The organism is Ethanoligenens harbinense YUAN-3 (assembly GCF_000178115.2).
Classification (GTDB): domain Bacteria; phylum Bacillota; class Clostridia; order Oscillospirales; family Ethanoligenentaceae; genus Ethanoligenens; species Ethanoligenens harbinense.
In genome coordinates, this window is the sequence record NC_014828.1 from 1,167,084 (window position 1) to 1,190,908 (window position 23,825).

Annotated in this window: 18 protein-coding genes; 14 read left to right on the forward strand and 4 right to left on the reverse strand. The window is 57.5% G+C overall.

The genetic code is table 11. From position 1 onward, the window contains the following. Positions 1 to 58 precede the first annotated feature (58 nt). The 8 genes from dnaG (at position 59) to ETHHA_RS05410 (ending at position 7,383) form a co-directional block, all read left to right on the forward strand. Complete coding sequence (dnaG, locus tag ETHHA_RS05375) at positions 59 to 1,810, forward strand: DNA primase (protein WP_013484971.1); 1,752 nt, start codon at positions 59 to 61, stop codon at positions 1,808 to 1,810. A 10-nt stretch (positions 1,811 to 1,820) separates the two neighbouring features. Beyond that, positions 1,821 to 2,939, forward strand: coding sequence for an RNA polymerase sigma factor RpoD (gene rpoD, locus ETHHA_RS05380; RefSeq protein ID WP_013484972.1), 1,119 nt, complete (start codon positions 1,821 to 1,823; stop codon positions 2,937 to 2,939). An 80-nt stretch (positions 2,940 to 3,019) separates the two neighbouring features. Beyond that, positions 3,020 to 3,427: an RrF2 family transcriptional regulator gene (locus ETHHA_RS05385; protein WP_013484973.1), complete on the forward strand. Its 408-nt coding sequence runs from the start codon at positions 3,020 to 3,022 to the stop codon at positions 3,425 to 3,427. 172 nt (positions 3,428 to 3,599) lie between these two features. After that, positions 3,600 to 3,758: a rubredoxin gene (gene rd / locus ETHHA_RS05390; RefSeq protein ID WP_013484974.1), complete on the forward strand. Its 159-nt coding sequence runs from the start codon at positions 3,600 to 3,602 to the stop codon at positions 3,756 to 3,758. Between the two features lie 172 nt (positions 3,759 to 3,930). Continuing rightward, a complete protein-coding gene (locus ETHHA_RS05395; RefSeq protein ID WP_013484975.1) occupies positions 3,931 to 5,139 on the forward strand; it encodes an FprA family A-type flavoprotein in 1,209 nt (402 codons plus the stop codon). Positions 5,140 to 5,314: 175 nt separating this feature from the next. After that, positions 5,315 to 6,178, forward strand: a complete 864-nt coding sequence (locus ETHHA_RS05400; RefSeq protein ID WP_013484976.1) for a DUF5685 family protein — start codon at positions 5,315 to 5,317, stop codon at positions 6,176 to 6,178. A 42-nt stretch (positions 6,179 to 6,220) separates the two neighbouring features. Next, positions 6,221 to 6,847, forward strand: a complete 627-nt coding sequence (locus tag ETHHA_RS05405; RefSeq protein WP_013484977.1) for a J domain-containing protein — start codon at positions 6,221 to 6,223, stop codon at positions 6,845 to 6,847. Positions 6,848 to 6,861: 14 nt separating this feature from the next. Further along, positions 6,862 to 7,383: a hypothetical protein gene (locus ETHHA_RS05410; protein ID WP_013484978.1), complete on the forward strand. Its 522-nt coding sequence runs from the start codon at positions 6,862 to 6,864 to the stop codon at positions 7,381 to 7,383. Between the two features lie 70 nt (positions 7,384 to 7,453). Here the strand turns inward: ETHHA_RS05410 and ETHHA_RS05415 are convergent, their stop codons facing one another. The 3 genes from ETHHA_RS05415 to ETHHA_RS05425 form a co-directional block, all read right to left on the reverse strand. Further along, complete coding sequence (locus tag ETHHA_RS05415) at positions 7,454 to 7,966, reverse strand: ferritin (protein ID WP_013484979.1); 513 nt, start codon at positions 7,964 to 7,966, stop codon at positions 7,454 to 7,456. Between the two features lie 88 nt (positions 7,967 to 8,054). Further along, positions 8,055 to 8,264 carry a copper ion binding protein gene (locus ETHHA_RS05420; RefSeq protein ID WP_013484980.1) on the reverse strand — a complete coding sequence of 70 codons (210 nt, stop codon included), beginning with the start codon at positions 8,262 to 8,264 and terminating at the stop codon, positions 8,055 to 8,057. A 49-nt stretch (positions 8,265 to 8,313) separates the two neighbouring features. Further along, entirely contained in the window at positions 8,314 to 10,524 is a 2,211-nt protein-coding gene (locus tag ETHHA_RS05425) for a heavy metal translocating P-type ATPase (RefSeq protein ID WP_013484981.1), read from the reverse strand. Between the two features lie 503 nt (positions 10,525 to 11,027). On the opposite strand from ETHHA_RS05425, the gene rpoB reads away from it, so the two are divergent. The 6 genes from rpoB to tuf all read left to right on the forward strand — a co-directional run bounded on the left by rpoB (position 11,028) and on the right by tuf (position 23,123). Then, complete coding sequence (gene rpoB, locus ETHHA_RS05430) at positions 11,028 to 14,726, forward strand: DNA-directed RNA polymerase subunit beta (RefSeq protein ID WP_013484983.1); 3,699 nt, start codon at positions 11,028 to 11,030, stop codon at positions 14,724 to 14,726. 128 nt (positions 14,727 to 14,854) lie between these two features. After that, entirely contained in the window at positions 14,855 to 18,412 is a 3,558-nt protein-coding gene (rpoC, locus tag ETHHA_RS05435) for a DNA-directed RNA polymerase subunit beta' (RefSeq protein ID WP_013484984.1), read from the forward strand. A 194-nt stretch (positions 18,413 to 18,606) separates the two neighbouring features. Then, the gene (gene rpsL, locus ETHHA_RS05440; protein WP_013484985.1) at positions 18,607 to 19,047 is read left to right on the forward strand and encodes a 30S ribosomal protein S12; all 441 of its coding nucleotides are present in this window, start codon (positions 18,607 to 18,609) and stop codon (positions 19,045 to 19,047) included. 155 nt (positions 19,048 to 19,202) lie between these two features. Continuing rightward, the gene (gene rpsG, locus ETHHA_RS05445) at positions 19,203 to 19,673 is read left to right on the forward strand and encodes a 30S ribosomal protein S7 (protein ID WP_013484986.1); all 471 of its coding nucleotides are present in this window, start codon (positions 19,203 to 19,205) and stop codon (positions 19,671 to 19,673) included. A gap of 51 nt (positions 19,674 to 19,724) precedes the next feature. Further along, entirely contained in the window at positions 19,725 to 21,809 is a 2,085-nt protein-coding gene (gene fusA / locus ETHHA_RS05450) for an elongation factor G (RefSeq protein WP_013484987.1), read from the forward strand. 111 nt (positions 21,810 to 21,920) lie between these two features. Further along, positions 21,921 to 23,123: an elongation factor Tu gene (gene tuf, locus ETHHA_RS05455; RefSeq protein ID WP_013484988.1), complete on the forward strand. Its 1,203-nt coding sequence runs from the start codon at positions 21,921 to 21,923 to the stop codon at positions 23,121 to 23,123. Between the two features lie 110 nt (positions 23,124 to 23,233). Here the strand turns inward: tuf and ETHHA_RS05460 are convergent, their stop codons facing one another. Beyond that, a complete protein-coding gene (locus tag ETHHA_RS05460) occupies positions 23,234 to 23,530 on the reverse strand; it encodes a hypothetical protein (protein WP_013484989.1) in 297 nt (98 codons plus the stop codon). Between the last annotated feature and the right edge of the window lie 295 nt (positions 23,531 to 23,825).

Here is a 23,825-nt window from a genome sequence, read left to right on the forward strand (position 1 = left end):
TTGCATATTTTTGGCGGTTTTTGCAAAAAATAATTCCGAATAAAGGAAGGGATGGGCGTTGATTTCGGAGGCTTTTCTGCAGGAGATGAAAGACCGCTGCGACATCGAGAGCGTGGTGTCGCGTTATGTCAACCTGCGCAAAAGCGGAAAAAGCATGGTCGGGCTGTGCCCGTTCCACAGCGAGAAAACGCCCTCCTTCCATGTTTACCCGGACGACCAGCATTTCTATTGCTTTGGCTGCGAGACCGGCGGGGATGTCATCACCTTCATACGCAAGATCGAGAATTTGGAGTACCGCGAGGCGGTGGAGTTTCTGGCCGCGCAGGCGGGCCTGACAGTGCCGGACGACGCGCCCGGCGCGCAGGCCGCTTCCAGGGAGCGGGCGCGCATTCTCGAAATGAACCGCGCCGCCGCCCGTTTTTTCCATGAATGCCTGATTTCTCCACAGGGCAAAGAGGGGCTGGCGTATTTTGAGCAGCGCGGGCTTTCCATGCACACCATCCGCTCGTTTGGGCTGGGCTATGCGCCGGATGGCTGGAATCATCTGCTCGGCTACCTGCAACAGCAGGGCTTTCGGCCGGAGGAACTGGCGGCGGGCGCGTTGGCGCTGCGGGGCCGAAACGGTGGGTATTATGACGCGTTCCGCCATCGTGTGATGTTTCCCATCATCGACCTGCGCGGCAATGTAGTGGCGTTCGGCGGCCGCGTGCTGGACGACAGCAAGCCCAAATACCTCAACAGCAACGACACGCCGGCCTTCCATAAAAGCAAATGTCTGTTTGCTCTCAATTTCGCTAAAAACAGCGGCGGCCGGTCGCTCATCCTCTGCGAGGGCTATATGGATGCCATCGCGCTGCATCAGGCGGGGTTCCGCAATGCGGTGGCGACGCTCGGCACCGCGCTCACGCCGGAGCAGGTCCGGCTGATGGCCCGCTACGCAAAGGAAGTCGTAATCTCTTACGATGCCGATAAGGCGGGACAGAACGCTTCCCAGCGCGCCATCGGTCTGCTCACGCAGGCGGGCCTTGCCGTGCGGGTGCTGCGCATTGAAGGGGGAAAAGACCCCGATGAATTCATCCGAACGCACGGCGCCGACCGGTTCCGGATGCTGCTGGAGCACAGCGGCAACCATATCGAATACCGGCTGGCGTCCGCGCTTCAAAAATACAATGTGGACATCACGGAACAGAAAGCAGCTTATTTAAAGGAGGCGGTGGAGATCCTCGCCACAGTCGAAAGCATGGTGGAACGCGATGTTTACGCCGGTAAGCTGGCGGAAACGCTGGGCGTTTCCAAGGAAAATGTACTGGCTGACGCGGCAGCCCTGCGCGCAAAACGGCAAGGCCGGGAGAAAAAAGCGCGCGTGCGTGAGGAGATCGCCGCGGCGCATGGCATGAAAGACCGCGTGAACCCTGAAAAACGGGCCAACCTGCTGGCGGCCCGCGCGGAAGAAAATCTGATCGTTCTGCTCTACCGCAATCCGGATTTTCTGAAACGGATGGACAATCTGATCCGCCCTGAGGATTTTGTTACAGCATTCAACCGCCGGGTGTATACGGCGCTGCGTGAGCAGGCGATTGCTGGCGGTGAACCCGATCTCTCGGCGCTGGGCGCGCAGTTTTCCGCCGACGAGATGGGGAAAATCACAGGGCTTTTGCATAAAACGCTGGTTTCCGACACCCTGCAGGAAGCGCATGACTGTGCCGCTGTGCTTCTGAAGGAACAGGTGAACAGGCGCGCTGCGGAACAGCAGGACGCACAGGCCGCTTATGACGCGATCCGCGTCAAAAAGCTGGAAGAACAAAGGTGAGGGATGTACTATGGGAAATGAAGGTACGAAAAAGAAGGATCGCATTGCCGAACTGATCGAAACGGGCAAGACAAAAGGGAACCTCACAATGACAGAAATTACGGATGCACTGGAAGAGATCGATTTCGACGCCGAGCAGACAGAAAAACTCTATGAGGCGCTGGAACACCATAATATCGATGTGCTGGACGACCAGGAAGAACCCACGCCCGAGGAACTGGAGGGCGATCTGGAGGAGGACGCGGAGGAAGCGTCCAAGCCCAACGTGGATCTGGAGAGCTCGCTGAGCGCCGAGGGTATCGCCATCGACGACCCCGTGAAGGTTTACCTCAAGGAGATCGGGCGCGTGCCGCTGCTCTCCGGCGAGGAAGAGATTGAGCTGGCCAAGCGTATGGGCGAGGGCGACGTTGCCGCGCGCAAGCGCCTGTCCGAAGCCAACCTGCGCCTGGTGGTGAGTATCGCCAAGCGGTATGTGGGCCGCGGCATGCAGTTTCTCGACCTCATCCAGGAAGGCAACCTGGGCCTCATCAAGGCGGTCGAAAAGTTCGATTATACCAAAGGCTACAAATTCTCGACCTATGCTACGTGGTGGATCCGGCAGGCCATCACCCGCGCCATCGCCGACCAGGCGCGCACCATCCGTATCCCGGTGCACATGGTGGAAACCATCAACAAGGTCGTGCGGGTGGAACGCCAGCTCCTGCAGGAACTGGGCCGCCAGCCACAGGCCGAGGAAATCGCCGAACTGATGGGAATGTCGGTGGACAAGGTGCGCGAGATTATGAAAGTGGCCCAGGAGCCCGTTTCGCTTGAAACGCCCATCGGCGAGGAGGAAGACAGCCATCTGGGCGACTTCATTCCCGACGACGATGCGCCCGCCCCGGCCGAAGCCGCTTCTCACACGCTGCTTAAAGAGCAGCTTGGTGACGTGCTCAAAACCCTCACCCAGCGTGAGGCCAAGGTGCTGCGCCTGCGTTTCGGATTGGACGACGGACGCCCTCGCACGCTCGAAGAGGTAGGGCGGGAGTTCAACGTCACGCGCGAGCGCATCCGCCAGATCGAGGCAAAGGCGCTGCGCAAGCTGCGCCACCCCAGCCGCAGCAAAAAGCTCAAGGATTTTCTGGATTGACAGCGGCTTCCCGGAAAAGCTCTTTGTCTTTTGCGGGCGAGATTTGACAGTGCGGCCCATGCTTACAGAGGAGTATCACCATGCGCATCACACAGGAAGCCGATTATGCCGTGCGGATCATTGATTGCCTTGCCACCGCCGGCACGCGGATGGATGCCCGCACGGTTTCCGAAAAGACCGGCGTCACGCTGCGGTTTACACTGAAAATTTTCCGCAAGCTGGGGCAGGCCGGCATTGTGCGCTCGTTCAAGGGCGTGCAGGGCGGTTATGAACTGGCGCGGGACCCTGATGAGATCAACCTGCGTCAGGTGATCGAGGCCGTGGACGGTCCCATCAACATCAACCGCTGCATGACCGGCTCGCTGCCCTGCGCGCTGCTGGAGGATACCCGATTGTGTTATTACCATACGGTATTCAACGAGCTTTCCAAAACGATTCAGGAAAAACTGGAGAGCGTCACGTTCCGCAGCCCGAACCGAGTTACATAAATCTACGTCTGGATTCCGGGGGCAACTGCGGGCATATGGTTTGCGGTTTTCTTTTTCCGCGGCGGCTGAATTTACATTTGAACTGTTTACAAACCTGTTTTACGACGGTATAATAAACTGGCAGGGATATCCTGAATATCGACTGTGAAGATTTGCGAAGGAGTTGTTTGACTTGAAGAAATATGTGTGCAGCGTTTGCGGTTTTGTGTATGATGAAGCGGAAGGCTATCCGGACGGTGGGATCAATCCCGGCACCAAATGGGAAGATGTTCCCGAAGATTTCGTCTGCCCGATGTGCGGTGTGGGCAAAGAACTGTTCGAAGAGCAATAAGCATGTTTTTTCAGCCCGTATGGCGGAAGGCGCAGGTGCCGTCCGCCATACGGGCTTTTCAGAAGAAAGTGTTCCTTATCGGGACATTTGCGCCAATGTTTGCTGAAATTCCGCTCTGCGCTTGCGCGCATGCGGCGGGTGGTATAAAATAGGAAATACAGAGGTGATTGAATTGGGTGTTGTCAAACTTACAGACGACGTATATTCCGTCGGCGTGCTCAATCCGAACATGCGCATTTTTGATGTGATCATGCGCACGGAATTCGGCACGAGTTATAACGCATATCTGATCAAGGGCGAGAAAAACGTGCTGATCGAAACCACGCATCCCCGGTATTTTGAAGAATATCTGGAAAACATATCAAGCGTGGTTGACCCGAAAACCATCGATTACGTCATTATGAACCACAACGAGCCGGATCATTCCGGTTCGCTGGCCAAACTGCTGGAAGTAGCGCCGCAGATCCAGGTGCTCACCTCGCAGGCGGGTGCCATTTATCTGCGCAACATCACCAATGAGCCCAATGCTCACATCCGTGCCGTCAAGGACGGCGAGACGCTTGATATCGGCGGCGGGAAAGAGCTGCGCTTTGTCATCGCGCCGTTTTTGCACTGGCCGGATTCCATGTTCACCTATTATGCGGCGGAAAAGATCGCGTTTACCTGTGATTTTCTCGGCGCGCATTACTGCGAGCCGCGCATGATCGACAGCCATGTGACCTACCCCCAACGCTATGAGAGTGCGTTTGAAAATTACTACACCGCCATTTTTGGGCCGTTCAAGCCCTATGTGCTCAAAGGCCTTGCCAAATTGGATGAGCTGGATGTGGATACCGTCTGCACCAGCCATGGGCCGGTTCTCACCAAAGGCGTGTATCTGGAGAAAAACAAGGAACTCTATCGCAAATGGAGTCAGCCGGCGGTACGCGAAAAGAAATATATTCCGATCTTCTATTGCAGCGCCTACGGTTATACCGGTGAGCTTGGCAAGAAGATTGCCGAGGGCATCCGGAACGTGCTGCCCGATGCGGTCGTCGAGGTGATGGATGTAAATGAGCATCCTTTTGACGAGCTGGCGCACAAAATCAATGAGAACGATGCGTTCCTGCTCGGTTCGCCGACCATCAATAAAGACGCCGTCCGCCCGATTTGGCTGCTTGCCGCCGCGATTGACCTCATCAACGCCAAAGGCCGCCCGGCCGCCGCGTTCGGTTCGTTCGGCTGGAGCGGGGAGGCCGTGCCCATGCTGGTGGAACGGCTCAAGAGCATGAAGCTCAACGTGTTCGAAAACGGGTTTACCGCCCGGTTTGTGCCTTCGGATGCGGAATTTGCCGATGCGGTGGCATTTGGCAAACGTTTCGCGGAACAGCTCAAGGCATAATCTGCACGTGTGCTTTTCTCGTTGCCGCCCGGGCTTTTTGCCCGGACGGCAACGTTTTTACAGTTTATTCATTGCATTTGCAAGGGGCATCTTGTAGAATATAAGCAGTGCAGGTCCGGTTTGTTTTGGGCAAAGCGGCCTTTTGTCTGGCGTTTATGGTGAAAGGGGCTTTTGGTTGTTCGGCTATGTAAGACCCTATAAGCCGGAATTGAAGATCCGGGAATTTGAGGCGTACCGCGCGGTCTACTGCGGCATCTGCCACACATTGGGCAAACGGTATGCCTTTGCCATGCGCTTTATTTTGAGTTATGATCTGACATTGATGGCCATCCTGCTGCTCTCTCTGCGGGACAACCCACCGGCGGTCTGCCGCTGCCGGTGCCCCGCCAAGCTTCGCAAGATGCCTGCCTGTGAGCAGAGCGCGGAACTGCGTTTCGTGGCGGATTGCGGCGTGCTGCTGCTATACCACAAGTTGCGCGACAATCTGCGTGACGGCTCCTTTTTCAAAAAACTGGCGGCGGCGTTCCTGCTGCCGTTTGCGGCGCTTATGAAACGGCGTGCCACAGCCCGCCAGCCGCAGGCGGCGGCTCATATCGCGGACGCCATGCGCGCGCAGTGCGATGCGGAACGCCGGAAAGCGGGCGTGGATGCTGCCGCGGACCCAACTGGCGGGATGATCGCCGATTTACTTTTGCTGGGGGCCGGCCAGGGTGCAGACGAACGGGTTCTGCACCGTTTCGGCTATTTCCTGGGCCGCTGGGTCTACCTGATAGATGCGGTGGACGATATGCAGGCGGACGTAAAAAGCGGCGATTACAACCCGTTCGTACTGGCGTGGCGTCTTTCGCCCGCCTCCGATTTTGCGGCGTGCAGGGCGCGTGCGGTCGGGCTGCTCAATTCCTGTGTATATGAGATGCAGGCGGCGCTTGCGCTGCTGCCGGTGCGGCAATATGCCGGTGTGCTCGAAAACACGTTTGTGCTCGGCTTGCCCCACATACAGTGTGCGGTGGTGGAAGGCCAGCCCTTGAAAGGGCGATGAGCCGGTTTCGATTTTCAACCATTGAAGAAAGCTGGAAAGAACATGACCGATCCGTATCAGGTCCTGGGCGTGTCGCCCAACGCCTCCGACGACGAAGTGAAAGCGGCTTATCGCAAACTTGTCAAAAAATATCATCCGGACAATTATGTCAACAACCCGCTGGCCGATCTCGCAACCGAAAAAATGAAAGAGATCAACGAAGCGTATAATACCGTCATGCAGCAGCGAGGCCGCGGAGGCAGCAACGGCGGCGGATACAACGCGTCTTCCGGAGGAAATCAGTCTTCCTACAGCGGCGGCTCCGCGCGGTTCATGCATGTGCGTTCCATGATCAATGCCGGCCAGATTGGGCAGGCACAAAATGTGCTCGATGCCGTACCGTTGAGCGAGCGTGATGCCGAGTGGCATTTTCTCATGGGCAGCGTCATGTACCGCAAAGGCTGGGTGAACGAGGCGTATGTCAATTTCCAGAACGCCTGCCGGCAGGACCCGGGCAACCGGGAATATCAGGAGGCGCTCAACCGTCTTTCCGGCCAGATGAACGGGATGGGATTCGGTGGTTTCGGCGGCTACAACATGGGCAATCAGGAGGGCTGTACCGGGTGCGACATCTGCACGGGGCTGATTTGCGCCGATTGCCTTTGTGGCGGATTGGGCGGCGGTTGCTGAAGGAGCGTGCACATATGGCAAACAAGCAGGCGCGCGGTGTGGCGTTGGGCGGTATGCTGACGGCACTTTCGCTGGTTCTTCTGGTGCTGGCCGGTGTATTGCCGATGATGCAGTTGGTTTTCCCCGCTGTGGCCGGCCTTCTGCTGGTTGTGGTGGTGCTGGAACTGCACATCAAATGGGCATGGGGCATTTTTGCTGCCGTCACGCTCTTGGGGTTGTTGCTGTGTCCGGACAAAAGTGTGGTCGTCTATTATGTCTTTTTCTTTGGGCACTACCCGTTGCTCAAAAATTATATCGAACGCCTGCGCAGTCGGGCCGTACAGTGGCTCGTTAAGATCCCGCTGTTCAATGCCTGCATCATTCTGGCCTATCTGGCAATCGCGAAGCTGTTCGGTGTGCCGGAGGATCTGCTGCGGTATGGGTATCCGTTCGCCCTGGCGCTGGCCAATGCGGCGTTCATTCTCTATGACATCGCGCTTTCCCGGCTGATCGTGACGTATATCTATCGTGTGCGTAAACTTCTGCATCGGAAATAGAACCGCAATGTTATCAAGTCATGCAAAAAGCCCGCCCGGCAAAGCCGGACGGGCTTTTTGGCGTGTGGTTTTACAGCACAAGCGTGGGCGGCGCATAAACGCGCGTGGCCAGTTCGGCATCGAGGTTGTATAACCCTTTGGAATCGCCGGCAAAGAGTTCAAACCTCTTGATGATGTCCTCAAAGTTCTTCTCTTCCTCGCCCTGCTCCTTGACGAACCAGTCGAAGAACTGCGTGGTGCGGAAATCCTTGGCGTCCAGCGCGGCGCCGTAAATGTTATGGATGCGCTCGGTCACGACCAATTCGTGCGCATAGGCCGCTTTCAGCGGCGCGAGGAACGACTCGTAGTCGGATTTGACTTCCGCGACGGCCGGGAAATGAACCGCTTCGCCGTTGTTGAGCAGATATTGGATCTGCAGCATGGCGTGGTCGCGCTCCTCTTGTGTCTGGATCTGGAACCAGTTGGCAAACCCGTTGAGGTTCTTGTCGGCGTAATAGGCATAAATGCCAAGATAGATATAAGCGGAGTAAAATTCATAATTGATCTGATCTTCGATCAGAGCCTTGATTTCAGGTTTCAGCATAATTGTCCGCTCCTTTTCCTTGTATGATATCCAGTATACCACATTTTCCTGGGAAATTTCAGTTATATCCTGTGTGCAAGGACGGTTTTTATTCGGTGGTGTAGCCCGCTTCTTCGATAGCGGCTTTGATGGCGTCAAGCCCGACGGTCTGGTCGTCGTATTCGACCGTTGCGCGCTTTTCGTCCAGGCTCACTTTGACTTTTTTGACACCGTCCAGCGCTTTGACCGCCTCCGTTACCGCTTTGACGCAGTGCTTGCAGCTCATGCCATTGACCGTGATGTCTTCTGCGATCTTCATAATAGAAAGCCTCCTTCTTGTCTGCCTGGATGAGCAGGCGGGTATATGTTCATTTGGCAGCGGGTTTATAGCGCCGCAGGCTGAGGGAATTGGTGACGACCGAAACGGAACTGAAGGCCATCGCCGCGCCCGCAATCATCGGGTTGAGGAACCCGGCTGCCGCAAACGGGATGCCCACCGCATTGTAAAACAGCGCCCAGAAGAGATTTTGCCGGATCTTGCGCATGGTGCGGCGGGAAAGCTCAATGGCCTGCGGGATGGATTCCAAATTGCCGCGCATCAGGGTGATGTCGGCGGCTTCGATGGCCACGTCGGCGCCGGTGCCCATGGCGATGCCGATGTCGGCGGTGGCAAGGGCGGGCGCGTCGTTGATGCCGTCGCCCGCCATGGCTACTATTTTACCCTGTTTGCGCAGTTTTTCAACCTCTGCCGCTTTGTTTTCCGGCAACACCTCGGCCACCACATGGGCGATACCGGCCTGCCGGGCGATGGCCGCGGCGGTGTGGGCGTTGTCGCCGGTGAGCATGTAGACTTCCACGCCCATTTGCCCCAATTGCTCCACCGCCCGCCGGGAGCCTTCCTTGATGGTATCCGCCACCGCAATGACGGCGAGCACACGGTCGCTGTCCGCGAGCAGCATGGCGGTCTTGCCGTCTTTTTCAAAACGTTCCATCATCGGTTCCGCCGCCGCAATGTCCAGTTCCGCTTCCCGCAGCAGCGCGCGGGTGCCTACGAGCAGTTTTTTTCCTTCCACCGTGGCGGATACGCCTTTGCCCGGTACGGCTTCGAACGCGTCGGGGTGGGGGAGCTCTTCTTTTTTGGAAGCCGCCTGGGCAATGGCCTGTCCCAGCGGGTGCTCCGAATTTTTCTCCGCGATGCCGGCCAGCCGCAGGGCCTCGGCTTCGGGGATGCCGAACGCGGCGATGTCGGTCACTTCGGGGCGGCCGTTGGTGATGGTGCCGGTTTTGTCCAACACCACGGCGCCTATTTTACCCGCAGTTTCGAGGTATTCGCCGCCTTTAAACAGGATGCCCGCGGATGCGCCGATGCCGGTGCCCACCATGATGGCGGTGGGGGTGGCAAGGCCCAGCGAGCACGGGCAGGCAATGACCAGCACGGCCACCGCGCTGATAAGGGAAGATGTGAGGTCGCGTGTGATGAGGAAATGCAGCAAAAACGAGGCCAGCGCGATGCAGAGTACCACCGGCACGAAGATGCCGGAAATCTTGTCGGCAATTTTCTGGATGGGTGCCTTAGAGCCCTGTGCATCCTCCACCAGTTTGATGATCTGCGCGAGCGCCGCGTCCTTGCCCACGCGGGTGGCTTCATATCGGAACGTGCCGAATCTGTTGATGGTCGCGCCGATGACGGTATCGCCGGGGGCCTTGTCCACCGGCAGGCTTTCGCCGGTAATCATCGATTCGTCCACTGCCGAGTCGCCTTCGAGTATCCTGCCGTCGGTCGGAATTTTTTCGCCCGGCCGGACGAGCACCGTGTCGCCTGCGGCGACCTCTTCAATAGGGATATCGGTTTCCTTGCCGCCGCGCAGCACGCGGGCGGTCTTGGCCTGCAGGCCGATCAATTTCTTGATGGCGTCGCCGGTGCGGCTCTTGGCGGAAGCCTCAAAGAATTTGCCCAGCAGCACAAGCGTGATAATGACCGCTGAGGTTTCAAAATATAGGTGGGGCATTGCCATGCCGGACATGTGGGCGGCAGGCATCGCCCAGAAGATGTTGTAAATGCTGAACAGGTAAGCCGCCGTGGTGCCCAGCGCCACCAGCACGTCCATATTTGCGCTGCCCGAACGGACGGACAGGAACGCGCCCTTATAGAACCGCCAGCCGATTCCGAACTGCACGGCCGTGCCCAGAAGGAACTGAAGCGTGGGGTCGGCCAAAACGCTTGTCCGGCCCGACAGGTCGAAGATCATGTTGATGACGAACGGAACAGTGAGCGCGATGGAGACCGCCAGCATGACCTGTAGGCTGCGCAGTTGGCGGCCGCGCGCGCGCCGTTCCTTTTCGGCCGAATCGGCGTCCTCTTTGATGGCGCCGTATCCAAGATTTTTGACGGTTTTGATGATGAGGGCGGTGTTGGCCTTTCCCGGGTCAAATTCCACCGTGGCCTTTTCGGTAGCAAGATTGACGTTGGCGGTCACACCGTCGAGCGTGTTCAGTTTTTTTTCGATGCGCGCGGAACACGCGGCGCAGCTCATGCCGGTGATGGCGTAGGTTTCCTTGACATCCGACTTCTCATCCATGATTCTTCCACCTTGCCTTTGCGATGCACCGCAAACAGGTCTTAAAAAAGTTATACCAAAACGGTGCAGATTTTGTTCTTATCATAGAGCATCTGTGCACATGCGTCAAGTATAATTGTTACAGACGGAATGGGGGCGCCGCGGTTTCTCGGGGAAAGGGGCGGCTTCCGGCAGATGCAAAAACGCCCGCGGGAAAAACGAATTCTCCCGCGGGCACACCAGTTTGATAAAATTTATACCGTTTTTACGCAGATAAGGGATTGACAGCCACCAAAAGTGGTTGTATAATATAGTACTGTATCTTAATGGCTTTTCCAACATTGCTTGTTCCAGCATCACTGCTGTTTTGATTATAGCATATGCATTTTCATTGTTCAATAGTCCTGCATACATTTGCGGGCTTTCTTTTCCGCACGGCGCCTGTTTCGGGCGATCCGATCCGGGGTGCCGCGGCGGTTTTTTGCGCGGTTTCCGCCGACTAAATGAATGGAGTGGTAGAATAAATGGTGAATGTGAAGCCTGTGCAGCTTGGCAAAAATGTGCGCATGAGCTTTGCGCATATCGACGAGGTTCTGGATATGCCCAACCTCATCGAAGTGCAAAAGAATTCCTACCAGTGGTTTCTTGACGAAGGCTTGAAGGAGGTCTTTAAAGACGTATCCGCCATCACCGATTTTACCGGCAATCTTGTGCTCGATTTTGTAGATTATACCATAGAAAATCAGCCGAAATACGGCATTGAGGAATGTAAGGAGCGCGACGCCACCTATGCCGCGCCCATGCGTGTGCTGGCCCGCCTTATCAACCGCGAAACCGGCGAGGTTAAGGAGCAGGAGATCTTCATGGGCGATTTTCCGCTCATGACCGACAGCGGCACCTTTGTCATCAACGGCGCGGAGCGCGTCATCGTGTCGCAGCTCGTGCGTTCGCCGGGCGTCTACTACGGCATGCAGCACGACAAAACCGGCAAAAAGCTCTTCACCGCCACCGTCATCCCCAACCGCGGTGCATGGCTCGAATATGAGACCGATTCCAATGATGTATTCTATGTGCGCATCGACAAAAACCGCAAAATTCCCGTCACGGTGTTCATCCGCGCGCTGGGCCTTGGTTCCGACGCCGAGATCCTCGACTTTTTCGGCGACGACGATCGCATCAAGAGCTCCATTGAGAAAGACAACACCAAATCCATCGAAGAAGGTCTGATGGAGGTCTACCGCAAACTGCGCCCCGGCGAGCCGCCGACGGTGGAGAGCGCCCAGACCCACATCAACGCGTTGTTCTTCGATCCGCGCCGCTATGATCTTTCCCGCGTGGGGCGTTACAAATACAACAAAAAACTGGCCATCGGCAACCGGCTGACGGGCTGTACCCTTTCGCGCCCGGTGGCCAACCCGCTCACCGGCGAGATCCTTGCCGACGCCGGTGAAACGCTCAGCCGCGCCCGGGCGCATGAGATCGAGCGCGCGGGCGTGGACACCGCGTTTGTGCAGGTGTTCGACCGCGAAGTTAAAGTGATTTCCAACGGCATGGTGGACGCCGACGCGTTTCTGCCGTTCGACCCGGAAGAAGTAGGCATTCGTGAAAAAGTGCGATTCTCCGTGCTGCGTGAGATTTTGGAGGCCCACGAGGGCGAGGACGATCTGAAAGCCGCCGTTGAGGAGCGCATGGATGATCTCATCCCCAAGCACATCATCATCGACGACATTTTCTCTTCCATCAATTATCTCAACAATCTCGCCAACGACATCGGGGTGATCGACGACATCGACCATCTGGGCAACCGCCGCATCCGCAGCGTGGGCGAGCTGTTGCAGAACCAGTTCCGCATCGGTTTTTCCCGCATGGAGCGCGTCATCCGTGAGCGCATGAACCTCCAGTCGCAGGATCTCGACACCATCACACCGCAGTCCATCATCAACTCCCGTCCGGTCATGGCGTCCATCAAGGAGTTCTTCGGCTCCTCGCCGCTCTCGCAGTTTATGGACCAGACCAATCCGCTGGCGGAACTCACCCATAAGCGCCGTCTCTCCGCCCTCGGTCCCGGCGGTCTCTCCCGTGACCGCGCCGGTTTCGAGGTCCGCGACGTGCACTATACGCATTACGGCCGCATGTGCCCGATCGAGACGCCGGAAGGTCCGAACATCGGCTTGATTTCCTATCTGGCTTCGTTCGCGCGCATCAACGACTACGGCTTTATCGAGGCGCCTTACCGCAAAGTGGATAAGGTCACCGGTATCGTCAGCAGCGAGGTGGTCTATATGACCGCCGATGTGGAGGACGAATACACCGTCGCGCAGGCCAACGAACCGCTCGACGAAGAAGGGCGGTTCGCGCGGCCGAAAGTCGCCGCCCGCCACCGCGACGAGATTCTGGAAATCGAGCGCGAGAAGATCGATTACATGGACGTTTCACCGAAGATGGTGGTCTCGGTCGCCACGGCCATGATCCCGTTCCTCGAAAACGACGACGCCAACCGCGCCCTCATGGGTTCGAACATGCAGCGGCAGGCCGTGCCGTTGCTGCGCACCGATTCGCCCATCGTCGGCACCGGCATGGAATACAAGGCTGCGGTGGACTCCGGCGTGTGCGTGCTCGCCAAAGAAGAAGGCGTAGTTGAGCGCGTGGCGGCCGATGAAGTCATCATCCGCACCGATTCCGGCCGGCTGGACAACTACCACCTCATCAAATTTTTACGCTCCAACCAGGGCACCTGCTTCAATCAGCACCCCATCGTGCACCACGGCGAGCGCGTGGTCAAAGGGCAGGTGCTGGCGGACGGCCCGTCCACCAGTCAGGGCGAGATCGCGCTTGGCCGCAACGTGCTCATCGGTTTCATGACGTGGGAAGGCTACAACTACGAGGACGCCGTCCTGCTCAACGAGCATCTGGTGATGGATGACGTCTATACGTCCATCCACATTGAAGAATACGAACTTGAGGCCCGCGACACCAAGCTCGGGCCGGAGGAGATTACCCGCGACATCCCCAACGTGGGCGAAGACGCGCTGCGTGATCTGGATGAGCGCGGCATCATCCGCGTGGGTGCCGAAGTGCACGCGGGCGACATTCTGGTGGGCAAGGTCACGCCGAAGGGCGAAACCGAGCTGACCGCCGAGGAACGCCTGCTGCGCGCCATCTTCGGTGAAAAGGCGCGCGAGGTGCGCGATACCTCGCTGCGCGTGCCGCACGGCGAATATGGCATCGTGGTGGACGTCAAGGTGTTCACCCGCGAGAACAGCGAGGAACTCAACCCCGGTGTCAACATGGTGGTGCGCTGCTATATCGCGCAGAAGCGCAAGATCAGCGTGGGCGACAAGATGGCCGGCCGCCACGGCAACAAGGGCGTCGTCTCCCGCGTGCTGCCGGCGGAGGATATGCCGTTCCTGCCGGACGGCACTCCGCTGGACATCGTGCTCAACCCGCTGGGCGTGCCGTCGCGCATGAACATCGGACAGGTGCTGGAAGTGCACCTCGGCTACGCGGCCAAAGCGCTGGGCTGGAAAATCATGACGCCGGTCTTCGACGGTGCGCATGAGGGCGACATCGCCGAGTGCCTGAAAGAAGCCGGGCTGCGCGAGGACGGCAAATGCTGCCTCTACGACGGCCGCACCGGCGAGCAGTTCGACAACCCCGTCACCGTGGGCTATATGTACTTCCTCAAACTGGCCCATCTGGTCGATGATAAGATTCATGCCCGCTCCACCGGCCCGTACTCGCTGGTGACGCAGCAGCCCCTCGGCGGTAAAGCGCAGTTCGGCGGCCAGCGCTTTGGTGAGATGGAGGTCTGGGCGCTGGAGGCTTATGGCGCAGCCTACACCCTTCAGGAGATCCAGACCGTCAAGTCGGATGACGTGGTCGGCCGCGTAAAGACCTACGAAGCCATCGTGAAAGGGCAGAACGTGCCGCGTCCGGGTGTGCCGGAAGCGTTCAAGGTGCTCATCAAGGAGCTCCAGTCGCTGGGCCTCGATATGAAGGTGCTTGATAAAGCGGGCGAGGAAATCGACCTCAAGGATAATTTTGACGATGACGACATCGGGCTCGGGCGCGTGGACGATCAGGCGTTCTCCGACGTTGCCGTGGACAGCGAGTTTGAGGAGAGCTTCAAGATCGGCGAGCCGGAGGCGGATGAAGCGTCCTCCGACGAAGAGACCATTGATTTCTCTTCGCTGGGCATGGATAACGACGAAGGCAACGAATAAACAGTCTTTTTACACCCGCTGCCTGACAGAAGCGGCAGGGTGAAGCATACAGGGCAGCGGTGTGCGCGGGTTTTACCCGGCGCCGCCGCGCCGGACACAGCAATCGCGTGCATGCACGGATCGGTTCAATGAGCCGGCATGAATTGGGAAGGGGACGGCGCAATTTGGAATTCAATGTTTTCGATACCATCAAGATCGGGCTTGCCTCGCCTGATAAGATTCTGGAATGGTCCCACGGGGAAGTCAAAAAGCCGGAAACCATCAACTACCGCACCCTCAAACCGGAGCGGGACGGCCTGTTCTGCGAGCGTATCTTCGGGCCGACCAAAGACTGGGAGTGCCATTGCGGTAAATACAAGCGTATCCGCTATAAAGGCAAGATCTGCGAGCGCTGCGGCGTGGAGGTCACCCGCGCCAAGGTGCGCCGCGAGCGCATGGGCCACATCGCGCTGGCAGCTCCCGTCTCCCACATCTGGTATTTTAAGGGCATCCCGTCCCGCATGGGCCTGATCCTGGATCTTTCTCCCCGTCTGCTGGAAAAAGTACTGTATTTTGCGTCTTACATCGTGGTGGACCCCGGCAATACGCCGCTTGAGAAAAAACAGCTGCTTTCCGAAAAAGAATACCGCGATATGCGGGAAAAATATGAGGACGATTTTAAGGCCGGCATGGGTGCCGAATGCATCAAGGAACTGCTGGCGGAGATCGACCTCGACCAACTGGGCGACAGCCTGAAGGCTGAGCTGAAAACCTCCTCCGGCCAGAAAAAGGTGCGCATCCTCAAGCGGCTGGAAGTGGTCGAAGCATTCCGCAGTTCCGGCAACCGTCCGGAATGGATGATCCTCGACGTGGTGCCGGTTATCCCGCCCGATCTGCGCCCCATGGTGCAGCTCGACGGCGGCCGTTTCGCTACCTCCGACCTTAACGACCTCTACCGCCGCGTCATCAACCGGAATAACCGCCTCAAACGCCTGCTGGAGCTCGGCGCACCGGACATCATCGTGCGCAACGAGAAACGCATGCTGCAGGAAGCGGTGGACGCGCTCATCGACAACGGCCGCCGCGGCCGTCCGGTCACCGGCCCGAACAACCGCCCGCTCAAGTCGCTCTCCGACATGCTCAAGGGCAAACAGGGCCGGTTCCGCCAGAACCTGCTCGGCAAGCGCGTCGATTACTCCGGCCGTTCGGTCATCGTGGTCGGGCCGGAACTGAAGCTCTACCAGTGCGGTCTGCCGAAAGAAATGGCGCTGGAACTGTTCAAACCGTTTGTGATGAAGCGCCTGGTAGAGACCGGCGCGGCCAGCAACATCAAGAGTGCCCGCAAGATGGTGGAGCGCGCTAAGAATGAAGTGTTCGACGCGCTTGAAGAGGTCATCGAAGGGCATCCCGTGCTGCTCAACCGCGCGCCGACGCTGCACCGTCTGGGTATTCAGGCATTCGAGCCGGTGCTGGTGGAAGGCCGCGCGCTTAAACTGCATCCGCTGGCCTGCACGGCCTACAATGCGGACTTCGACGGCGACCAGATGGCCGTGCACGTCCCGCTGTCCACCGAGGCGCAGGCCGAGGCACGCTTCCTCATGCTGGCGGCGAATAACCTGCTCAAACCGTCCGACGGCCGCCCGGTCACGGTGCCGACGCAGGACATGGTGCTCGGTTCCTATTACCTTACGCTTATCAAGCCGGGCGAACCGGGAGAGGGCAAGGTTTTCCGCGATAAAAATGAAGCGCTGATGGCCTACGCCGAAGGCGTGGTCGGCCTGCACGCGCCCATCAAGGTGCGGGTGAGCGGCAAGGTGAACGGCAAGTCCATGACCCGCATCATCGACGCCACGGTGGGTCGCGTCATCTTCAACACGCCCATCCCGCAGGACCTCGGCTATGTGGACCGCACGGTGGAAGGCCATGAGCTGGATCTGGAGATCACCTTCTTGGTCGGCAAAAAGGAACTGGGCAAGATCATCGAAAAGCTCATTAAGATCCACGGTACGTCCCAGACCGCTGCGGTGCTCGACCGCATCAAGGCGCAGGGATATAAATATTCCACCCGCAGCGCGCTGACCATCGCAGTCTGCGACGCCACCATTCCGCCGCAGAAAAAGGCGCTGATCGACGAGGCGGAAGCCAAGATCGAAGGCGTGCTCAAGAAATTCCGCCGCGGCTTGTATTCCGACGAGGAACGGTTCGACAACGTCATTCGTATCTGGGACGAAACCACCAAAAAAGTGGCCAACGCCCTCAACGACAACCTCGACCGCTTCAACCCGATTTATATGTTTGCCAATTCCGGCGCCCGCGGTTCGTTTAACCAGATCCGCCAGCTCGCCGGCATGCGCGGCCTGATCGCCAACACCTCCGGCCGCACCATCGAGGTGCCGATCCGCGCCAATTACCGCGAAGGTCTGAACATCCTCGAATACTTCGTTTCTTCCCGCGGCGCGCGGAAAGGTCTGGCCGATACGGCGCTGCGTACCGCCGACTCGGGTTACCTCACCCGCCGTCTGGTGGATGTTTCGCAGGAGGTCATCATCCGTGAGGAAGACTGCGGCACGCACGAGGGCATCGAGGTCTACGCCATCAAAGACGGCAACGAAATGATCGAGCCGCTCACCGACCGTCTGGTGGGCCGCTATCCCTCCGAGGACATCCTCGACCCCATCACGGGCGAGGTGCTGGCCGACCGCGACACCATGATCAACGACGCAACAGCGGCCAAGATCGTCAAATCCGGCTTGACGGAAATCAAGATTCGCTCGGTGCTCACCTGCGCCGCCAAGCACGGCGTCTGCGCCCGCTGCTACGGCGCCAACCTTGCCAATGGTCAGGCGGTCAGCGTAGGTGAAGCCGCGGGCATCATCGCCGCGCAGTCCATCGGCGAGCCGGGCACCCAGCTCACCATGCGTACGTTCCATACGGGCGGCATCGCCAGCGCCGAGGACATCACACAGGGTCTGCCCCGCGTCGAAGAACTGTTCGAGGCGCGCAAACCGAAGCATCTGGCCATCATTTCCGAAATCGACGGCGAGATCAGCCTGCATGAGGACAAACGCGGCCGTTCCGTCACCGTCACCAATGCGGAGCAGGGAGACAGCCGGTCCTACTCCGTGCCGTACGGCTCGCGCATCCATGTGGCCGAGGGCCAGCGTGTGAAAGCCGGCGATCTGCTCACCGAAGGTTCGGTCAACCCGCACGACATCCTTGCCATCAAGGGCACCAAGGGCGTGCAGGATTACCTCATCCAGGAAGTGCAGCGCGTCTACCGGATGCAGGGCGTGGATATCAACGACAAGCATATCGAGGTCATCGTGCGCCAGATGATGCGCAAGCTGAAAGTGGAGGACGAGGGCGATACCGACCTGCTGCCGGGCGTGCTGATTGACCGCGCGGAGCTGGAGACCGAAAACGCCAAGGTGCGCGCCCGTATCGAGGCCGGCGAGAAAGACCTGCGCGAAGCCACCGCGAGTGCGACACTGCTGGGCATCACCAAGGCCTCGCTGGCCACCGAGTCCTGGCTCTCCGCCGCGTCCTTCCAGGAAACGACCCGCGTGCTGACCGACGCTGCCATCAAAGGCAAGGTCGATCCGCTGCTCGGTCTGAAGGAAAACGTCATCATCGGCAAGCTGGTGCCGGCCGGCACCGGAATGAAGTGCTACCGTGATGTGGATATCGAGCCGTCCGAAGAAGCCTGATGCATGTTGGCCGGTCCGGATATTCATTAAAAGCGGTGGTTTCCTTTCGGGCAATACTTGACAGTTTCACAAAAAACATGATATAATGACTACTTGTGTGGGCAGCCATGTTGCAAAGCACGGCTGCCCCTGCACGTGTGGGGAAATCGTTTGGGTTTCCGCCACGAGCAACTATTTTTATGAGGAGGTGCAGTATGCCAACCTTTAATCAGTTGGTGCGCAAAGGCAGAGAGGTTTCCGTCAAAAAGGCGAAGGCGCCGGCGCTTTTGAAAGGTATGAACACCAAAAAGCACGTCGCCATCGATCAGGAATCGCCTCAAAAGCGTGGTGTGTGCACGGCAGTGAAGACCATGACCCCGAAAAAACCGAACTCGGCGCTCCGCAAAATCGCGAGGGTGCGTCTGACCAACGGCATCGAGGTTACGTCGTATATTCCGGGCATCGGCCATAACCTGCAGGAGCATAGTGTTGTGCTCATTCGCGGCGGTCGTGTCAAGGATCTGCCTGGTGTGCGTTACCACATCATCCGCGGCACGCTTGATGCACAGGGCGTCGCCAAACGGATGCAGGCCCGTTCCAAATACGGCGCCAAACGCCCGAAACCGGGTGCGGCGGCCGGCGCGGCCAAGAAGTAATCTTTGAACTTTACAAGTGCCAAGCAGGGCAGTTTTCATATACAGGGCGGTCTGTTCATCCCTTGTATCGAGACGCCTTTGCCGCACCGCGAAAGGGCGGTTCGTCCGTCGTTTTCGAGTACCTGTGAATTCATTATGTGAAGGAGGGAAGCGAAGTGCCAAGAAGAGGCTCCGTTTCTATGAGGGATGTCCTGCCCGACCCGCTTTATCATTCCAAGCTGGTCACCAGGCTCATCAACAACATCATGATCGATGGAAAAAAGGGCGTCGCGCAGAAAATTGTGTATGACGCTTTTGAAATCATCAAAGAAAAATCCGGGAAAGACCCGCTTGAGGTCTTTGAAGCCGCCATGGAAAACATCATGCCGGTGCTGGAAGTCAAAGCCCGCCGCGTGGGTGGCGCCACCTATCAGGTGCCGATGGAAGTGCGGCCGGAACGCCGCCAGACCTTGGGCCTGCGGTGGCTGACGACCTATTCCCGCGCCCGCAGCGAGAAAACCATGCGTGAACGTCTTGCCAACGAGATCATGGACGCCATCAACAATGTCGGCAGCTCCGTGAAGAAGAAGGAAGACACCCACAAGATGGCTGAAGCCAATAAGGCTTTCTCTCATTACAGGTGGTAAGCGCCTGTTTACAGCCTTGCATCATGGAAGGAAGAACGAAAGGAGGACGCTATGCCAAGACAAGTTTCTCTTGAAATGACCCGTAATATTGGCATAATGGCCCACATCGACGCCGGTAAAACCACCACGACCGAGCGTATCCTGTTCTACACAGGCATCACGCACAAAATCGGCGAGGTTCACGAAGGTGAGGCGACGATGGACTGGATGGAGCAGGAGCAGGAACGCGGCATCACCATTACGTCTGCCGCCACCACCTGTTTCTGGAAAGACCATCGTATCAACATCATCGACACGCCCGGCCACGTGGATTTCACTGTTGAGGTGGAACGTTCGCTGCGCGTGCTGGATGGTTCGGTGACGGTTCTGGCGGCCAAAGGCGGCGTGGAACCGCAGTCCGAAACGGTGTGGCACCAGGCAAACAAGTACAATGTTCCCCGCATGGTCTATATCAACAAGATGGATACCCTGGGCGCCGATTTCTACGGCTGTATCGATCAGATGCTCGACCGGCTCAAATGCAACGCCGTGCCCATCCAGCTTCCTATCGGTTCGGAAGATACTTTCCGGGGCATCATCGACCTGATGGAGATGAATGCCGACGTCTATTATGACGATTTGGGCAAGGACATGCGCGTGGAGGAGATCCCGGAGGATCTGAAAGAGAAAGCCGAGGAATATCACCACGCGATGGTCGAAGCCATTGTGGAGACCGACGAAGCACTCATGGAGAAATATCTGGAAAACCAGGAAATCTCCAAAGAAGAACTGAAAAAGGCACTGCGCAAAGCAACCATCAGCAATGAGATCGTTCCGGTCACCTGTGGAACTTCCTACAAAAACAAAGGCGTACAGAAATTGCTGGACGCCGTCATCGACTATATGCCCGCGCCGACCGATATCCCCGCCATCAAGGGCGTCGTGCCCGGCACGGATGAAGAGACCGATCGCCACGCTTCAGACGACGAGCCGTTCTCCGCGCTTGCGTTCAAGATCGCGACCGACCCGTTCGTGGGCAAGCTCTGCTTCTTCCGCGTCTATTCCGGTATGGTGAATGCCGGCGCTACCGTCTATAACTCCACTAAGGACAACGACGAGCGCATGGGCCGTATCCTGCAGATGCACGCGAACCATCGGCAGGATCTGGATACCGTTTACGCGGGCGACATCGCCGCTGCGGTGGGCCTGAAAAATACCACCACTGGCGACACGCTCTGCGACGAGAAGCACCCGGTCATTCTGGAGTCCATGGAGTTCCCGGAACCGGTTATCCGTGTGGCCATCGAGCCGAAAACGAAAGCCGGCCAGGAAAAAATGGGCATCGCGCTGGCCAAACTGGCGGAAGAAGACCCGACCTTTAAGACCTATACGGACGAGGAGACCGGGCAGACCATCATCGCCGGTATGGGCGAGCTCCATCTGGAAATCATCGTCGACCGTATGTTGCGTGAGTTCAAAGTTGAAGCGAATGTCGGTGCGCCGCAGGTGGCCTATAAAGAGACCATCCGTAAATCCGCCGATATTGATAACAAATACGCGCGTCAGTCGGGCGGCCGCGGCCAGTACGGTCATGTCAAGATCAAAATGGAGCCTAACGAATCCGGCAAAGGCTATGAGTTCATCAACGCCATCGTCGGCGGTGCCATTCCGAAAGAGTATATCCCGGCGGTTGATGCCGGTATTCAGGGCGCTATGCAGAGCGGTATTCTCGCCGGTTACAGCGTGGTGGACGTGAAAGTCACGCTGTATGACGGTTCCTATCATGAGGTTGACTCCTCGGAAATGGCGTTTAAAATCGCCGGTTCCATGGCGTTCAAAGAAGGCATGAAGAAAGCCGATCCCGTCCTGCTTGAACCGCTGATGAAAGTTGTAGTCGTGGTGCCGGAAGAGTATATGGGCGACGTTATCGGCGACATCAACTCCCGCCGCGGCCAGATTCAGGGTATGGAAGCCCGAAGCGGCATGCAGCAGATCACGGCGTTTGTGCCTCTGGCGGAAATGTTCGGTTACGCGACCGACCTGCGCTCCAAAACGCAGGGTCGCGGCCAGTATTCCATGGAACCCGATCATTATCAGGAAGTGCCCAAGAGCGTGCAGGAGAAGATCATCACCGCGCGCAGCAAAAAAGGCGAATGATTTTGCTTTCCGCTTGCATTTCCATGCCCGAATTGCTAGAATATTGCTATATGGATTTGGGCTGAAACGTATATAACTTGATTCGTAAGAATAAAAGGAGGACAATCCCACATGGCAAAGGCTAAATATGAGAGAACAAAACCGCATGTTAACATTGGTACCATCGGTCACGTCGACCATGGCAAAACCACGCTGACTGCTGCCATCACCAAAGTGCTGGGCTTGAAAGGCAAGGCTCAGTTCCAGGCATACGATCAGATCGATAAAGCTCCGGAAGAGCGTGAACGCGGCATCACCATCAACACCGCGCACATTGAATACGAAACCGAAAAACGTCACTATGCTCACGTTGACTGCCCCGGCCACGCCGACTATGTGAAAAACATGATTACCGGCGCCGCGCAGATGGACGGCGCCATCCTGGTTGTGTCCGCTGCCGACGGCCCTATGCCGCAGACCCGCGAGCACATTCTGCTGGCTCGTAACGTCGGCGTGCCGTATATCGTTGTGTTCCTGAACAAAGTCGACCAGGTTGATGATCCGGAACTGCTCGATCTGGTCGAGATGGAAGTGCGCGAACTGCTTTCCAACTATGACTTCCCGGGTGACGATGTGCCAATCATCAAAGGCTCCGCTCTGCAGGTTCTGGAGAGCACTTCTACCGATCCGAACGCGCCGGAATACAAATGCATTTCGGATCTCATGGATGCGGTCGACGAATATATCCCGACCCCGGAGCGCAAGAGCGATCTGCCGTTCCTGATGCCGGTTGAAGATGTCTTCACCATCACCGGTCGCGGCACCGTGGCCACCGGTCGTGTGGAACGCGGCCAGGTCAAAGTCGGCGAAGAAGTCGAGATCATCGGCTTGACCACCGAGCGTAAAAAGACCACCGTTACCGGTTTGGAAATGTTCCGCAAAACGCTTGATTTTGCTGAAGCCGGCGATAACGTGGGTGCCCTGCTCCGCGGCGTGCAGCGTGCAGACATCGAACGTGGCCAGGTTCTCTGCAAACCCGGTACGATCCATCCGTATACCAAATTCTCTGGCCAGGTCTATGTTCTGACCAAAGAAGAGGGTGGCCGTCACACCGCGTTCTTCAATAACTATCGTCCGCAGTTCTACTTCCGGACCACGGATGTGACGGGTGTTGTCACGCTGCCGGAAGGCACTGAAATGTGCATGCCTGGCGATAATGTCACCATGGACGTGGAACTGATCACGCCGATCGCCATTGAAGTGGGCCTGCGTTTCTCCATCCGTGAAGGCGGCCGTACGGTCGGTTCCGGCATGGTTACCGCAGTTAAAGACTGATTTTTGAGTTAAAGCTTAGACATAGCAACAAAATCCGCCCCTGTGTGTATCATTCGCACAGGGGCGGATTTTATTGTCTGCGGATACTTCTGAAACTTGTCCCCATCAGATCACGGTTTGTCCCAACGCTTGTTGGGTGAAAAAACAGGCACGCAGGCCAGCCAGAGTCCCAGAAACGCACCTTCCACGGCTCGTTCCACCGACTCGGCGTGTGCGGCTGGATCAATTGCGCCGAACAAACGTACCAGCAACAGGCCGATGCAGGCGAACAGAATCACCAAAGCGCCGGGAGTCCACCACTGCATTTTGGGTGCCAGGCGCTTACGCAGATGCATTTTGCTGAATAGGAGATGGAGGAAGATGCCCACGCCGGCCGTTGTGCCGAATAGATAAATTAAATTCTCCATATTGGAACAGCCTTTCTTTTGAATCACCGGCAGAACACAGCACCAGGTTCATCATCTGTCTGTGTCATCCGGCAGCTTATCTATCCTGCCTATGGTAGCATACCCTTTCCGGATTTGCAATGCCGCGATATATGTAAGCCGCCCTTAGGCGGCTTGGATGTGTAGAAAAGTGCGCTGCGGCATGCGCATTATCTGCGGTGGCAGCAATACAGGATCTTGCAGCACAGCCATCTGGGATGGGTAAACACTGGCCAGAAGCAATCGCGCCGCACCTGTGGGAAATAACGAACGCCCT

What these genes read in the sequence shown, in the direction of transcription:
- ETHHA_RS05385 (WP_013484973.1), top strand. Translation starts at nt 3,020, where the DNA reads ATGCGCATCACACAGGAAGCCGATTATGCCGTGCGGATCATTGATTGC.
- ETHHA_RS05425 (WP_013484981.1), bottom strand. Translation starts at nt 10,524, where the DNA reads ATGGATGAGAAGTCGGATGTCAAGGAAACCTACGCCATCACCGGCATG.
- ETHHA_RS05405 (WP_013484977.1), top strand. Translation starts at nt 6,221, where the DNA reads ATGACCGATCCGTATCAGGTCCTGGGCGTGTCGCCCAACGCCTCCGAC.
- rpoC (WP_013484984.1), top strand. Translation starts at nt 14,855, where the DNA reads ATGAGCCGGCATGAATTGGGAAGGGGACGGCGCAATTTGGAATTCAAT.
- rpsL (WP_013484985.1), top strand. Translation starts at nt 18,607, where the DNA reads ATGCCAACCTTTAATCAGTTGGTGCGCAAAGGCAGAGAGGTTTCCGTC.
- fusA (WP_013484987.1), top strand. Translation starts at nt 19,725, where the DNA reads ATGCCAAGACAAGTTTCTCTTGAAATGACCCGTAATATTGGCATAATG.
- rpoD (WP_013484972.1), top strand. Translation starts at nt 1,821, where the DNA reads ATGGGAAATGAAGGTACGAAAAAGAAGGATCGCATTGCCGAACTGATC.
- ETHHA_RS05460 (WP_013484989.1), bottom strand. Translation starts at nt 23,530, where the DNA reads ATGGAGAATTTAATTTATCTATTCGGCACAACGGCCGGCGTGGGCATC.
- tuf (WP_013484988.1), top strand. Translation starts at nt 21,921, where the DNA reads ATGGCAAAGGCTAAATATGAGAGAACAAAACCGCATGTTAACATTGGT.
- ETHHA_RS05415 (WP_013484979.1), bottom strand. Translation starts at nt 7,966, where the DNA reads ATGCTGAAACCTGAAATCAAGGCTCTGATCGAAGATCAGATCAATTAT.
- ETHHA_RS05410 (WP_013484978.1), top strand. Translation starts at nt 6,862, where the DNA reads ATGGCAAACAAGCAGGCGCGCGGTGTGGCGTTGGGCGGTATGCTGACG.
- ETHHA_RS05420 (WP_013484980.1), bottom strand. Translation starts at nt 8,264, where the DNA reads ATGAAGATCGCAGAAGACATCACGGTCAATGGCATGAGCTGCAAGCAC.
- rpoB (WP_013484983.1), top strand. Translation starts at nt 11,028, where the DNA reads ATGGTGAATGTGAAGCCTGTGCAGCTTGGCAAAAATGTGCGCATGAGC.